The organism is Xenorhabdus sp. KK7.4 (genome assembly GCF_963876465.1).
Classification (GTDB): Bacteria; Pseudomonadota; Gammaproteobacteria; order Enterobacterales; family Enterobacteriaceae; genus Xenorhabdus; species Xenorhabdus stockiae.
Window position 1 is genome coordinate 1 of sequence record NZ_CAWNQF010000102.1, and the last position, 12222, is coordinate 12222.

A 12222-nucleotide genomic window follows, 5' to 3' on the forward strand; every position below is an offset into this window, starting at 1 on the left:
GATACCCGCTCATCTTTTAGTACATATTGGAAATTTATTGACGGCAACATAATGACCTCCGTTAAGCTGGAATAAGCACAACAATTGAAATAAGGAATAAGGCGAGACGACGCTTCCATGCGCGCCGGTTCCTGACTGCCTGTGGTTTTTTGGGCACAACCACGCACCAATCGAACATGTTATTGCGCATGTAAGAAGCCCTCGTTAGTGAAAACGATGCGTTATTGTCTGGGTTAGATTATTTAGAGGTTAAGGAAATAAGTGCTTTAGCGTGGAGTTTGGCGGATTCTCTGTCTAAATGAATAATTCCTGCATTTAGTCTACCTAAGTCAGTTACACACCCACTCCAGTGAGATATTAGATAATCAGGAACTCCATTTCTAATTGATGGCATAAAATAATCATTGCCTTCCCCGAGCTTGAATAAATCAGAGTTACCAACTGGCTCAGGAAACTCTATTTCCCCGATTTTGACAGTGCGGGGTTTTAGTCTGTACTTACGGTCAGAATAGAATGTCACCTCATCGTAGAGCTGTCTCCATTCATTGCAGAATAACTCCTCAAAATACTCCCACGGTCTATCGGTAACATGAGACAATCTAGCGTACTCAGATATTAAATCAGCGTGAATGTGTTTAGGCATTGTTATTATCTCCTAAATTATTTATTTTGATAGTATTATCCCAATCTAAAGAATAACCTTTATATCCAGTTTGTGTTACATACATACCATGAGGAGGTAACATGTGTAATTTTTCTGTTATTTCCATTCTGCAATCATAAGTTCCATTATTAAATATTTCTTCTACTAATCCTTTATCACCATTAAGAAGAATAACTTTATGACCAACTTTAAGTTGTGGGTAATAGTCTCTTTCAAGTTCCTTCTTTATATCATTTAATTCACCATCTGATATGCAATAACCATTTGGTATATTTATATACATCATTGTTATTCTCCTGTTGGTGGTTCTTGATTAATCTTGTTCCATTTTTCACTGAGAAAATGGGACATATAGGTTATTTCTCTACCGAAATGCGTTCTGATGGTAATCTGACCGCCGTCAATATTGGTTATGATGGCCTCTCCCCAATCCTCTGTTTTATGCGTTAATTTATCGCCAACATTAAAATTAAACTCGCGCGGGTGTTTCGGCATCGTTATTTCCCGAACATTTAACATTGCGTCAGCAGTTACATATGCCCATCGCGCTATATCGTCGCTGCCAAAAACACAACCCGCTTTGGTCGCATATAGATCGGTTGCGAGTGCCTGCATAGCCTTAGCCGCAAAATAATCTCTTAATGTTATTTCATCGGGTTTTTTATCGTTCATTATTATTCTCCATCTCTATTTGGTAATTCAGGAATTGCACACCAATGAGTAACAACATCATCGGTAAATCTCTCATCTGACGCATAGCAATAAAAACCAGTGTTATCACGAGAACCAAAGTGGATATCAGTACACCACTCTCTAATAAATAAAATCGTCTTGTATTTATCAGGATGTTTATCGTTTAACTCAATCCAACCTTTTGTTTCAGTTTCTTTGTCCATGTCATTTACAAGTTCTTGCGCCCACTCATCAAATTCATCACTCATTAAATTTTCCTATATTCAGGTAATAAAAAACCCATATTTACAGTTCTAATACTCTTATCTTGTTAACTCATTTCCCATCGTTCTGAAAAACAAGAAACCTTTCCTCCAGGCTCTATTGTTATATCTGCATCTATATTCAATGCTTTTTTCATGGTATTTTCCGCATTGATTTTGTATGAATTAAATTCAGATTGTAACTTATTAAGTTTTGATTTCCATTCGCGTTCTATTTCTGCGTAACGATCAGAATCCGGTGGGGAATAGAAAGCCATTCCGTAGTATCCATGACCATTACTAACCGTCTTAGCTAATGATAATAACTGTTCATCTGTTAGAACCAGACCACAATCATCTGCTCCACATGAAATACATTCCTGCCAGTATTCTAAATCAGTCATTATTACTCTCCAATTATATTCAGGTAATAAAAAGCCCCGCATTTGCGAGGCTGGTGATTTAATGATTGAGATACATTATGTGAATAGTCAAAAATATTAATGCTGCCAATATTGGTGGGATTAATAACCCTACTGCTATTATTGAGAATAATATTTTGGCAAATGTCTTTTTAATTACCTTAAGTGCCAGAAAGCCAAAAAGTAACCCTATAGGAATAGAAATATACCAAAATTTATATAATATCCCCATGTATATAGCTGCATAAAATAATATTGGATGTAAATCCATCATATTCCCTCATGAATCCATTGTCGAATCCATGAATATATCAGAGTAACTCACCACAGCCCACTCGGAAATGAGCTGGAGTTAGTTAATCATCAAGAGCTATAAACTCTATCTCTTCCAAATCTTCGCTATCTTCAATAAGGTCACCGTAAGCATCAAAACCGTATTTAAATGCTATATCGGCTAATTCACTATCAATCTCATGATTTTTTTTATCAGAGCCAATAAGCTCCCAATATTTGTCGTAATCAGACAATTCCATTTCGACTACTTTACTGAATTTAGTGCGACATTCCGCTTTAATTTCTACTGTAATTTTATTTGACATATTAAACTCTCACTATTAGTTATTATTGCGCCTGCATATTTAACCACCTCAGGCGGCAGTGGTTTCTCATGTACCCCTACAGTGAGAAATCGGTTAATATTTTCTCACCCCTACAAAAAAGTGAGAATTAACTATGTCCGAAGAAAAAGGAATTATCGGTAAACTTACCGATGCTGTAACTGGTGCAGGTGGTGTATTTAAATCAACAGTTGATACAGTTAAGGGAATTCAAGCCTTGCACGTTGATTATTCGGTTAAGGAAAAGACTTTTGAATTATTATCAAAACTTATGGAGATTCAATCTATTTTAATATCTGCGAAGGAGCGCATTATTGAACTTGAAGATGAGAAGAAACAAAAAGAGAACTGGGAATTCGAGATATCGAAATATGAACTTATAAGCCCTACCGCTGGTTCTTTTATCTATAGAGTTAAGGATTCTGAGCAAGGTGATCAACCCAAAACCTATCTTTGTCCCGCATGTTATGGTGAGAGAAAGAAGTCTATGCTTCAATTTCATAAAATGACCTCTGTAGGTAGTACGATGGCGTATCTAATTTGCCATACGTGCAAATGCACTTATCAAATACCAGCGGATATGTTAAATAACGACTTTAAATCAATAAAGTAATCATCCTCTCGCACTAACCCCGCCCGACTCCAATCGACGGCGGGATTTGGTTTTGGTTGAATAGAGTGCTACTTCACTCATGCAGCAAGATCCGTCGCCGTTGTCGTTCTTAATCTCTTTCTTCAACTCAATCATCAATTGCGCCAGTACATCAATTTCATCTACTGGCTTAATGATTGAATCCCAAATTTCCTCGGTCGTTCTGGGTGCTGTCATCCTTGCTTCCATGCGGTTTTGCTTCCGTCTCAATTTATAACGTTGTCGTGAGTTCATATGTCCTCCGCAAATTGATTTTGATGGTGTGGTGATCGCTACGTTGTAGCTCTATCGCAGATCGCGCCTCCCGTAGCCCTGATACAGTCATCACCTGCGCTTGAGGACTGATTACTTTTTGGCTCAGTCACCACACCCCAAAACCAACTTGTTTTGGCCTCCCGTTTTCAAGGAGGGAGTTAAATTGTTAAAGAGCGAACTTCCTTTTACGTTTGGCTCCTTGCCTTGGATGACTTAAATTTATCTCAAAGATAAATATATGTAAATAGCAAATTGATAAATAATTTATCATTTAAGTTCTCTTTTTTGATAAATAATTGATTTGTATTGATAAGTATTTTTATCTTTTCTTTGAATTTTGAGCATAAAAAAACCAGCATTTAGCTGGTTCTTGTTTTGATTTGGTTTATTACATTAATTATCCCAGTCTTGAGTAATCCATTTTCCATTTACCAACAACAAATCCATGTATATGTAATTTGGATTCATTTTCAGAGTCAATTTCCCACCTGTCATATATTTGATTATCACTAATAACTATTATTTTGTCTTTTAGTAGTTGCAATCGCTTTATATGCATCCCATTCCCATATGTAAAGGCGTAAATACCGTCACTCATAAATCGATTGACTGTTATATCCAAAACAACTAATTCACCCGGACTTATTGTCCCTAGCATGCTATCCCCAACGGCAGTTGTTAATTTTAACGAGGTTGATTTCCTACTACCGAACATCCTTTTTGCATACTCAGGATCAATCTCAATTGAGCGAACTATATCGGGATAATCACTGTTCAATCTACCACCTCCGCAGCTAAATTCCACATCAAGTTGTTCAATCCTGTATGAAAGATCAGTAACTTTGTGCGAAATATTTTGCAAGTGATAGTTATTATTGTTCTTTTCTTTGTGATTATTATCACGGTTATCAACTAAGTGCTGAGGAACATCTAGCCATCCAATAGGTAGAGATAAATTTTCCTCTATCCGTCTGGCAATAATATCCCCTACATTTCTAACTGCATTATCACTCGTTAGCTGACTGAGCTGACTAGGTGGTATTCCTATCAACTCTGCGAATGCTGCTTTAGATGTCCCTCGCTGCACGTATTGTGTCATCAAGGTGCGCAAGTTATTGCGTCTTATATCTTTAGTTTCCATGCCCTCATCTTTGCATTAATTAGCAATTTGATAAATATGCAAAAAGATAATTCAAGATAAATTTTCTTGCCTATTTTTTACCATAAAGATAAACTTGAATTTATCATTAATGCACAAGGTAAATAACATGAGCAATGACTTACTCCGTTGGAGAAAGGAGTCCTCCCAGAAAGATTGGGAACGGCTTGCTCAGCTAGCAGGGACAAGTGCCGGGTATTTAAATCAAATTGCCTATGGCAACCGCCGCGCCTCGCCTGCGATCGCTGAACGTATAGAGACAGCTACAAGACAATTTTTAAAAGTAACACCAGTGAAAAAAGAATTATTGGTATTTGCTCAAATAAAAACTAGCGCTTGATAGCGCATGGCTCTTTAACAATCTACCGCTCTCCTTGAAAACGGGAGAATTATTAACCATCTATCTCAGGATAGTTGATCTCTCTTTTTATTTTCTAAACAAAGTCTAACTGTCATTTCACTTTAGGAATGTTACCGATGGGAATTACAGGCGGGATAAAAAGAAAAACCCCAGTTGGGCAAACAACTAGGGCCTCTTATACAGTTTGGAGTGTTGGTATCTCGATGAAGAAGAGGTATGCAAGCCCACTCTAAAGCCACCAACAACGAGGTAAGTATACATGAAAACCGAATTTAATCACAGCGCCGTGCATAAAAATAACCTGCGCGATAAGGCGGCTCGTTCCGTGACCAAGGAAGGGGTGAAGAAACTGCGTGATGCATTGGAAGATGCAAAATTACGCAAGGAACATCGGGAAGAGCTGACTGGGGAAGATCGCCATGAGTAACGTTGCAAGAATGGCTGATTATCGTCAGCCAATAACAAAAGTAAAAGAGGGAAGTGTGAATGGTGATATTGAGTTCATTAAAACGCCTCGTGAAGTAAAGCTGATGATGATGAAGCATAGCAATGATGGCGTCACATACAGACAGTATCGAGTTATAGAAGCCATTATTGAAAAAACGTTTGGTTGGCATAAACGATTTGACCGGACAACCAACACTCAAATAGCTGGAATGATCAGTTTGCACCACACTCATGTTAGTACTGAAATTAAGGAGTTATTACAAAGAAAAATATTGATTAAACAAGGTAATACGATAGGGGTAAACCTGAATACATCTGAATGGATTATGGATGTTAGCCGAAATAGCAAACCTTTAGCTAAATCAGCTAATAAAAGTTTAGCTAAAACGGCTAAAGAAAATAAGCCAATTCAGCTAAACACAAAAGATACTATTAAAGATAATAAAGAAAAGATCCCCCTTACCCCCACAGGGGAAGAAAATCTCGCTCTCGAAATATTGGATTATTTTAACCAGCTCACTCACTCACGATTTCAATCAACGGCTCCAATCCTGAAAGCGCTCTCCACCGTGAAGAGCAAAGGGGAGTGCTACACGTCGGATGAAATCAAGTTGGTCATTGAATGGGCGGTAACCCAATGGAAGTACGGAGAGAAACTAAAACCTGAAAACCTGTTCCGCATGACCCGATTCGATGGCTACCTGTCAGATGCGGTTAAGTGGAAAGAACGGATTGACAGAAACCCGACTGACTGCCCTCACGCAGAACTCATCACCCTCTGGAATAACAAAATTCCTGCTCGCAGTGTTGATGCTCAGGAATGGACATCACGCAGACCGGCCTACCGAAATCTTGAAACTGTCTGGAACGGAAAAACCAACAAGGGGAGCTGGCGTGAGGTTCAGCACATGGAGACATGCTTTGAGCTGATTAGTCAGTCGTCATTGTTCAGCCAACTGGAAGAAAAACCGTGGCTGACACTGGATTGGGTACTTAAGCCGGAGAACTGGCCGCAGGTCTATGAGCAGGCAAAACGGGAATACATCACAAAGCGCAATGGGGGGTAACATGGAAAAATTTTCTGACATTTACACAGAACAGGCAGTGATTGGCGGTGTGCTGGTATCTGGTGATGAATATGCAGACTGGGCAATCAATGCGGTTGAGACACTGGCAGAAAGTGATTTTAGCTCTGTGGCTCACAGACTTATCCTGAGAGGTATGAAAAAACTCAATACCGCTGGCAGCCGGATCGATATGTTATTGCTGAACAGCGAGCTTGAGCAGAGTGGTGATGCTGAACATTGTGGCGGGTTTGGTTACATTGCTGGATGCGCAAAGAATATCCCCAGTATTCAACTGCTGCCAGTCTATGTCGATAAACTCAAGCAACTATCAATGGCCCGCGAGATGTTGTCTGTATTGCATACAGGGATCTCCAGAATTACTCAGAGTGGAGTCAATGCCGTTCAGGATATTGCCGGTGATATTGAAAACCAGATATCAAAGCTAGGAACCACCAATGAGGGTGGAACGGCCCACATCATGGCAGGCGTTGAGGAGTCGATAGAAATCATTGAATCGATGATTAACGGCGATATATGGAAGCACAAGACAGTGCTTGGTATGCCGGATATTGACAAGGCGTTCGGTGGATTTAATAACACGGATTTTATTGTGGTTGGTGGTCGTCCGGGTACTGGAAAAACGTTGCTCAGTACCGCTATAACAAAATCAGTGGCACTTAAAAACAATAAACCTGTGATGTTTTTCAGTATGGAAATGCCGACATGGCAAATATCGGAACGAATTACATTCCATCACGCTCACGTTCGAAAAGAAGATTTATTGGGTGAGAACAGCACGAAAGAAATGATGGATGAAGCCTGGGGAAAACTGGGTCATGCGCTGAATGATGTTCAAAAATCGCCGATATACATCAATGACAAAACATCTCTAAGTATCAATGAAATCCGCGCAGAGGCCAGACGAATGCATAAACAAACCGGAGGGCTTGGTGTAATTATCGTGGATTACTTGCAAATCATGAAAATGTCTAATCCAGACAACATGAATCAATCAGTTGGTGAAATTGCGACAGGCTTAAAGAATCTGGCTAAAGAGCTTAAATGCCCCGTTATTGCGTTAGCCCAGTTAAACCGCAATCTTGAACAGCGAGCCAACAAACGCCCCATGAATTCCGATCTGCGTGAGTCTGGCGTGATAGAGCAAGTAGCTGATGTTATTTTTATGGTCTATCGTGATGAAAAATATAATCCCAATACTGAAATGAAAGGGATCACTGAGATTATTTGCACTAAATCAAGACATGCGCCGGGAGCTGAAAAAACGTATTACTTTACGCACACTCGTGGAGGGTTAGATCCGGCAGCTATTACCAGAGGTAAGTCATCTGAATATCAAGAGGATATTGAATTTTAGTCCTTAAGAAATAACATAATACGTGTCTAAAACAAAGTATTAGATACATGTTAATATGAAAATGAACCACAAGGTATTTGGGTTAATTCAATAAAAAAATAAGGGGTTAAAATGGAAACAAGAAAACGCGAATTACTTAAGCTAACTCACAAATACAAAAAATTAAAAGAAAGAATTGAGGAAGCATCTGAAAATGGAGATAAGTCACCTCAACAATGGCTAGATGAAAAACTTTCTCTTCAGGATGAAATTTGTGAATTAGCAGACTTAGCAATGACAGATGAATTACTGAAGAGGGAAAGAAAAGCAATGACAGATGAAGAATTAATTAGTTTCTTGAAGGAAAAATTACTTTTGATTACGAGTCAATTAGCAACGGTTAAATGTGATTTCCCCCCTGAACAATACCGAATTGAAAAAGCGATAAGAGCATCTGCTTATGCTGTTGATGAAATAGAGCTGCACAATATGAAGTTTTAAAATCCCTCGCCTGCTATATGCAGGCTTTTTTAATCCCACCGTAAGGACTTTTGAGATGACAGAGCAAGAGAAATTAGATGCAGACGCCAGACGGTTAATAGAGCGCAACAATCAAGCATTACTTAACATCATATCAAAAATTTGTCTAATCAAGACATCTGATGAAGACGATGAATATGACCGACAAGAGGCGTTACGTATAGCTAAGTATCAGATCACTGAGATCAAACATTTCTTGCTGGAAGAAGATATAAGGAACTTTTGATATGAAAATCAAACAACTACAACAAAAAATTCACCAACAAAATATCGAAGCGGGTTGGTGGGATAATCCCCGTGAACGTGGAACATTGCTTTGTTTAATCCACTCCGAAATCAGCGAGGCAATGGAGGGAGAACGTAAAAATCTAATGGATGATCACTTACCCCATCGTCCTATGGCTGAGGTGGAACTGGCTGATGCTGTCATTCGTATTTTGGATTATGCAGAGGCATTTGGTTATGACATTGAGGGCGCGATTGCTGAAAAATTAGCATACAACCGGCATCGGGCAGACCATAAACGAGAAAATCGCGCCAAATCTGGCGGTAAGGCATTTTAATGAAAATCAAAACAAGTGAGCTGACAGGTAAAGCGTTGGATTTTTCTGTAGCTAAGGCAATTGGTATGGATATTTATATGTGCAGTCGTTCTCACGATGATGAATATGGGTGGATTGGAAATTATGAAGTAACGGCTCATTCCTTTGAAACTTCAGTTATAACCTTTGGTCTGTGCAAAAATCTTTGTATTGAATTTAATGGTGATAGCACGAGGTATTCGCCGTCTACCTATTGGGAGCAGTGCGGTCGGTTAATTGAAGAATATAAAGTTCAATTCGTATTGGTAACAGACGCAATAATTGAGGCATCTTCGCATTTGATGAATAAAAAATTAGTAGTTTCTGAATTTGGAAGTAATCACCTTGAAGCAGTATGTAGATTGATAGTCTTAGGTAAATTAGGCGACGAAGTTGAAATCCCTGATGAATTACTGGAGGCAGAATGAAATACCAAATCACAGCCACTATCACTCGAGCCGGTGGATTACCTACTACGTGGACACGGAACTCAGATAAGAAACTCACCAAAAAAGAATGCGTAAAAATGGTCTCACCGAGGCGCAGGAATATGAACGCCGATATCGGTGTGGAGAAAGTGGAGTTGAGTAATTTTGTTTGTCGGAGGGTGGGAGTATGAGTGAAGAAATTAAAAATTGCAGCAAGTGCAATGGATTCAGGCTTAGAATAGACCACAATCACAAGCCCAAATGTAAGTGCCAAATTACATGTTTGTCGTGCCTGTTTTCTGTTGAATCAAAATTAAGCATGAAAAATGCAATTAATTTATGGAATAAGAGAGAGGGCTGATGGAATGTAATTTTCTCTTCCATGAATCGACGAAAGAATTAGCCTGGCAACAACTCAAAGAAGTTCTCGCAACAAACCAACCTCACCGCATCATCATCAAGCCTTGGAAAAACACCCGAAGCCAATCTCAGAACGCGACCGCTCATATGTGGTTTGGCGAGATTAGCCGTTACCTGAAAGCCCAAGGCGGGAATTACTCACCAGAAAAAGTCAAAGACATGCTCAAGCATACCTTCTTGGGCTATGAGGTCGTTGATCGGGTTGATGCGAGAACGCAGGAAATTGAGCACGTCAGGACACTCCGCCAGACATCCAAGTTGGACACTGGCGAGATGTTTAGATTCATGGAACAAGTTGAACAGTGGGCGGCAGGTATCCATTGCTTTGTGACGATACCGGAAAATTCAGAGTATATGAGACTTAGGCGGGAGCAGAATCAGTGAAATACCTCACATTCACTCTCTTTTGGATAACAGTCACCCTGATTATGGGACTGGCTTTAGGGGGATAAGGTGGCAAAGGCGAAAACGCCGAAGCCCAAGACTTGTAAGATTTGCCAATCAGAATTCACACCTAGAAGTACCACTCATACCGTCTGTTCTCTCGAATGCACCATCGAATTATCAAATAGAAACATCCAACGCAAGGAGGATAGAGCACTCCGGCGTCAGCGTTCTATTGAGCGTCAGGAGCTGAAAGTCAGACGGGAAAAGCTAAAGTCTAAATCTGACTGGACTAAGGAAGCGCAGGCCGCAGTTAATAAATACATATTTTGGCGTGATTACGGTCAGCCATGTATTGCCTGTGGCAGAGCACTGAATTACGGCGTGAGAGGAGGGGCAGTCGATGCAAGCCATTACAGGTCAAGAGGATCGGCCTCACATCTAAGGTTTAATCTATTCAATATTCATGCCGGTTGTGTTCAATGCAACCGTGACCTATCAGGGAATTTAATCCCGTACCGCATAAACCTGATTGAGAAAATTGGCGAAGAGCGAGTCACTCAATTGGAGCGCGACAACCAGCCACGCAAATTCAATATCGAGTATCTGAAACGGGTGAAAAAGCTCTTCACTCGTCGTGCCCGGTATTACGAAAAGCAGCAGAAGAAAAAACAAATGGAGGCAGCATAGTGTTTACCGAACTAGAGCCTGCAATTGAAGAGGCCAGATATCTGAAAAGAAGAAAGGGTCATCACCGCTGCATTCTCCAACTGGAGGGCGGAAGGATGGTTGTTAGGGTACATAGAAAATCAATGGCGGGAATTTTGATGTATACGACGCGTCTCGATAAAGAGCATACAGTATTGCCGGAGGTAAGATGAGAAAGGGAGATTACACGGAACTAGCCGGCTTTAGGTCTGAAAAACAACTTCGTCAAAAATGGTGCAGAGGGGTGAAAAAAATAACTCCCTCAGAGCGCACATGGGTGCGGTATATGTTGATGTTATGGGGGGCTGAAAATCAAGGTGATGATTCACCGGGTAGAGGGAATATTAATATCATTGGTCGCCTGATGGTAAGGGAAGTATGGGATGACGGAACCACTACCGCAATTAAATTAGTGATGACTAATTATGCGAAATTAGGCTACACCGGAAAGGAATTATTAGAGAAAGTGAAAGAAGTCATCATGCCAAATAAATCAACTCTCGGTGCTCTTCGCCTCGCCAAAGAAAAAGATGATGCCGAATTTGTTGAAAAGTGCATGACTGAAGTATTCACGATTGATAATCCAATTCGCGATGTAGTTATTAAACGATACAAGATGCGCAAAAGCTCGCAAAGCATTTTAGAGAGTCTTTCTCATAAGACAGGTATTGATATTGATTCTGCAAAAAGACGTGTCAGGTGGGCTAATAACGCCGCTGAAGATATACTTCATTCCATTATGACGGGGAATAAATAGAATTTATTTTTATAAAATGAAAAATAAGGAGAAATATATTTGACAAACGCGCCTAGAAACTATATGTTTTATGTTATGCTCGGGTGGTAAAACCGAAAGCAGACTAAAGCCTCACTAACCAAGTGGGGCTTTTTCGTATCTACTAGTAGTCAATTCAGAATTTACAGCTCAAAGTGATCGGGGTCGGTCAACACCTATATCGTAGTTAAATCAATATATTAAGTGTGATTTTAAGTGTTTCGGTCAACAGGATGATCGGGATTAGAGAACACCCTATCATGCTATATAAATCAGCTACTTAATCTGATTTTCAGCGAAAAAGAGATCACCCTCATGAAAGATGAGTTCGAATGGTGAGATGAGTTCGATGGATTTATTCAACTACCGAGGATTTTCAGGTAGTTCGAAATCCTGCGCGTTCGGGATGTCCAGAGGAATATCCTTGTTCTCCCTTTTAGGGACTTGAAGACC

General features: G+C 39.9%; 22 protein-coding genes. 13 read left to right on the forward strand and 9 right to left on the reverse strand.

The features are described 5' to 3' along the window. Positions 1-238: 238 nt before the first annotated feature. From AACS90_RS18140 to AACS90_RS18170, 7 genes are all read right to left on the reverse strand, one after another. Positions 239-643: a hypothetical protein gene (locus AACS90_RS18140; RefSeq protein ID WP_099123458.1), complete on the reverse strand. Its 405-nt coding sequence runs from the start codon at positions 641-643 to the stop codon at positions 239-241. Continuing rightward, positions 636-950, reverse strand: coding sequence for a hypothetical protein (locus AACS90_RS18145; RefSeq protein ID WP_099123459.1), 315 nt, complete (start codon positions 948-950; stop codon positions 636-638). The genes AACS90_RS18140 and AACS90_RS18145 overlap by 8 nt, the downstream gene beginning before the upstream one ends. A 2-nt stretch (positions 951-952) precedes the next feature. After that, the gene (locus AACS90_RS18150) at positions 953-1336 is read right to left on the reverse strand and encodes a hypothetical protein (RefSeq protein ID WP_193757291.1); all 384 of its coding nucleotides are present in this window, start codon (positions 1334-1336) and stop codon (positions 953-955) included. 2 nt (positions 1337-1338) lie between these two features. Continuing rightward, positions 1339-1605 (reverse strand): hypothetical protein, encoded by a 267-nt coding sequence (locus tag AACS90_RS18155; RefSeq protein WP_099123460.1) that lies wholly within the window; start codon positions 1603-1605, stop codon positions 1339-1341. A 62-nt stretch (positions 1606-1667) separates the two neighbouring features. After that, a complete protein-coding gene (locus AACS90_RS18160) occupies positions 1668-2003 on the reverse strand; it encodes a hypothetical protein (RefSeq protein ID WP_099123461.1) in 336 nt (111 codons plus the stop codon). Between the two features lie 58 nt (positions 2004-2061). After that, a complete protein-coding gene (locus AACS90_RS18165) occupies positions 2062-2295 on the reverse strand; it encodes a hypothetical protein (protein ID WP_193757292.1) in 234 nt (77 codons plus the stop codon). An 82-nt stretch (positions 2296-2377) separates the two neighbouring features. Further along, positions 2378-2620, reverse strand: a complete 243-nt coding sequence (locus AACS90_RS18170; RefSeq protein ID WP_099123463.1) for a hypothetical protein — start codon at positions 2618-2620, stop codon at positions 2378-2380. Positions 2621-2753: 133 nt separating this feature from the next. Between AACS90_RS18170 and AACS90_RS18175 the strand changes: the two genes are divergently transcribed. Further along, positions 2754-3251: a hypothetical protein gene (locus AACS90_RS18175; protein ID WP_099123464.1), complete on the forward strand. Its 498-nt coding sequence runs from the start codon at positions 2754-2756 to the stop codon at positions 3249-3251. On the opposite strand, the gene AACS90_RS18180 is transcribed toward AACS90_RS18175, so the two are convergent. Together AACS90_RS18180 and AACS90_RS18185 are read right to left on the reverse strand one after the other, a co-directional pair. Then, positions 3252-3524 carry a hypothetical protein gene (locus AACS90_RS18180; protein ID WP_099123465.1) on the reverse strand — a complete coding sequence of 91 codons (273 nt, stop codon included), beginning with the start codon at positions 3522-3524 and terminating at the stop codon, positions 3252-3254. A gap of 418 nt (positions 3525-3942) precedes the next feature. Further along, positions 3943-4686 carry a S24 family peptidase gene (locus AACS90_RS18185; RefSeq protein ID WP_099123466.1) on the reverse strand — a complete coding sequence of 248 codons (744 nt, stop codon included), beginning with the start codon at positions 4684-4686 and terminating at the stop codon, positions 3943-3945. Between the two features lie 127 nt (positions 4687-4813). Between AACS90_RS18185 and AACS90_RS18190 the strand changes: the two genes are divergently transcribed. The 12 genes from AACS90_RS18190 (at position 4814) to AACS90_RS18245 (ending at position 11751) form a co-directional block, all read left to right on the forward strand. Then, a complete protein-coding gene (locus AACS90_RS18190) occupies positions 4814-5044 on the forward strand; it encodes a transcriptional regulator (protein ID WP_099123467.1) in 231 nt (76 codons plus the stop codon). A gap of 280 nt (positions 5045-5324) precedes the next feature. Continuing rightward, positions 5325-5492: a hypothetical protein gene (locus AACS90_RS18195; RefSeq protein ID WP_193757293.1), complete on the forward strand. Its 168-nt coding sequence runs from the start codon at positions 5325-5327 to the stop codon at positions 5490-5492. Next, the gene (locus tag AACS90_RS18200) at positions 5485-6579 is read left to right on the forward strand and encodes a replication protein (protein WP_099123468.1); all 1095 of its coding nucleotides are present in this window, start codon (positions 5485-5487) and stop codon (positions 6577-6579) included. The genes AACS90_RS18195 and AACS90_RS18200 overlap by 8 nt, the downstream gene beginning before the upstream one ends. A 1-nt stretch (position 6580) precedes the next feature. After that, positions 6581-7954 (forward strand): replicative DNA helicase, encoded by a 1374-nt coding sequence (locus AACS90_RS18205; RefSeq protein WP_099123469.1) that lies wholly within the window; start codon positions 6581-6583, stop codon positions 7952-7954. A 111-nt stretch (positions 7955-8065) separates the two neighbouring features. Next, positions 8066-8434 (forward strand): hypothetical protein, encoded by a 369-nt coding sequence (locus AACS90_RS18210; RefSeq protein ID WP_099123470.1) that lies wholly within the window; start codon positions 8066-8068, stop codon positions 8432-8434. Between the two features lie 55 nt (positions 8435-8489). Continuing rightward, positions 8490-8699 carry a hypothetical protein gene (locus AACS90_RS18215; RefSeq protein ID WP_099123471.1) on the forward strand — a complete coding sequence of 70 codons (210 nt, stop codon included), beginning with the start codon at positions 8490-8492 and terminating at the stop codon, positions 8697-8699. 1 nt (position 8700) lies between these two features. Beyond that, complete coding sequence (locus tag AACS90_RS18220) at positions 8701-9036, forward strand: hypothetical protein (RefSeq protein ID WP_099123472.1); 336 nt, start codon at positions 8701-8703, stop codon at positions 9034-9036. Continuing rightward, positions 9036-9482 carry a phage protein NinX family protein gene (locus AACS90_RS18225; protein WP_099123473.1) on the forward strand — a complete coding sequence of 149 codons (447 nt, stop codon included), beginning with the start codon at positions 9036-9038 and terminating at the stop codon, positions 9480-9482. Before AACS90_RS18220 ends, AACS90_RS18225 begins: the two co-directional genes overlap by 1 nt. Next, positions 9479-9673, forward strand: coding sequence for a DUF1187 family protein (locus AACS90_RS18230; RefSeq protein WP_099123474.1), 195 nt, complete (start codon positions 9479-9481; stop codon positions 9671-9673). Before AACS90_RS18225 ends, AACS90_RS18230 begins: the two co-directional genes overlap by 4 nt. A gap of 169 nt (positions 9674-9842) precedes the next feature. Beyond that, positions 9843-10286 carry a YbcN family protein gene (locus AACS90_RS18235; RefSeq protein ID WP_099123475.1) on the forward strand — a complete coding sequence of 148 codons (444 nt, stop codon included), beginning with the start codon at positions 9843-9845 and terminating at the stop codon, positions 10284-10286. Positions 10287-10355: 69 nt separating this feature from the next. Continuing rightward, positions 10356-10976, forward strand: a complete 621-nt coding sequence (locus AACS90_RS18240) for a recombination protein NinG (protein ID WP_099123476.1) — start codon at positions 10356-10358, stop codon at positions 10974-10976. 187 nt (positions 10977-11163) lie between these two features. Next, on the forward strand, positions 11164-11751 hold the full coding sequence (locus AACS90_RS18245) for a hypothetical protein (RefSeq protein WP_241538323.1): 588 nt from the start codon (positions 11164-11166) through the stop codon (positions 11749-11751). The last annotated feature ends 471 nt before the right edge of the window (positions 11752-12222 follow it).

Bases quoted from the DNA above. Each gene is read 5' to 3' on its own strand.
- AACS90_RS18140 (WP_099123458.1), bottom strand. From the start codon at position 643: ATGCCTAAACACATTCACGCTGATTTAATATCTGAGTACGCTAGATTG.
- AACS90_RS18145 (WP_099123459.1), bottom strand. From the start codon at position 950: ATGATGTATATAAATATACCAAATGGTTATTGCATATCAGATGGTGAA.
- AACS90_RS18150 (WP_193757291.1), bottom strand. From the start codon at position 1,336: ATGAACGATAAAAAACCCGATGAAATAACATTAAGAGATTATTTTGCG.
- AACS90_RS18155 (WP_099123460.1), bottom strand. From the start codon at position 1,605: ATGAGTGATGAATTTGATGAGTGGGCGCAAGAACTTGTAAATGACATG.
- AACS90_RS18160 (WP_099123461.1), bottom strand. From the start codon at position 2,003: ATGACTGATTTAGAATACTGGCAGGAATGTATTTCATGTGGAGCAGAT.
- AACS90_RS18165 (WP_193757292.1), bottom strand. From the start codon at position 2,295: ATGATGGATTTACATCCAATATTATTTTATGCAGCTATATACATGGGG.
- AACS90_RS18170 (WP_099123463.1), bottom strand. From the start codon at position 2,620: ATGTCAAATAAAATTACAGTAGAAATTAAAGCGGAATGTCGCACTAAA.
- AACS90_RS18175 (WP_099123464.1), top strand. From the start codon at position 2,754: ATGTCCGAAGAAAAAGGAATTATCGGTAAACTTACCGATGCTGTAACT.
- AACS90_RS18180 (WP_099123465.1), bottom strand. From the start codon at position 3,524: ATGAACTCACGACAACGTTATAAATTGAGACGGAAGCAAAACCGCATG.
- AACS90_RS18185 (WP_099123466.1), bottom strand. From the start codon at position 4,686: ATGGAAACTAAAGATATAAGACGCAATAACTTGCGCACCTTGATGACA.
- AACS90_RS18190 (WP_099123467.1), top strand. From the start codon at position 4,814: ATGAGCAATGACTTACTCCGTTGGAGAAAGGAGTCCTCCCAGAAAGAT.
- AACS90_RS18195 (WP_193757293.1), top strand. From the start codon at position 5,325: ATGAAAACCGAATTTAATCACAGCGCCGTGCATAAAAATAACCTGCGC.
- AACS90_RS18200 (WP_099123468.1), top strand. From the start codon at position 5,485: ATGAGTAACGTTGCAAGAATGGCTGATTATCGTCAGCCAATAACAAAA.
- AACS90_RS18205 (WP_099123469.1), top strand. From the start codon at position 6,581: ATGGAAAAATTTTCTGACATTTACACAGAACAGGCAGTGATTGGCGGT.
- AACS90_RS18210 (WP_099123470.1), top strand. From the start codon at position 8,066: ATGGAAACAAGAAAACGCGAATTACTTAAGCTAACTCACAAATACAAA.
- AACS90_RS18215 (WP_099123471.1), top strand. From the start codon at position 8,490: ATGACAGAGCAAGAGAAATTAGATGCAGACGCCAGACGGTTAATAGAG.
- AACS90_RS18220 (WP_099123472.1), top strand. From the start codon at position 8,701: ATGAAAATCAAACAACTACAACAAAAAATTCACCAACAAAATATCGAA.
- AACS90_RS18225 (WP_099123473.1), top strand. From the start codon at position 9,036: ATGAAAATCAAAACAAGTGAGCTGACAGGTAAAGCGTTGGATTTTTCT.
- AACS90_RS18230 (WP_099123474.1), top strand. From the start codon at position 9,479: ATGAAATACCAAATCACAGCCACTATCACTCGAGCCGGTGGATTACCT.
- AACS90_RS18235 (WP_099123475.1), top strand. From the start codon at position 9,843: ATGGAATGTAATTTTCTCTTCCATGAATCGACGAAAGAATTAGCCTGG.
- AACS90_RS18245 (WP_241538323.1), top strand. From the start codon at position 11,164: ATGAGAAAGGGAGATTACACGGAACTAGCCGGCTTTAGGTCTGAAAAA.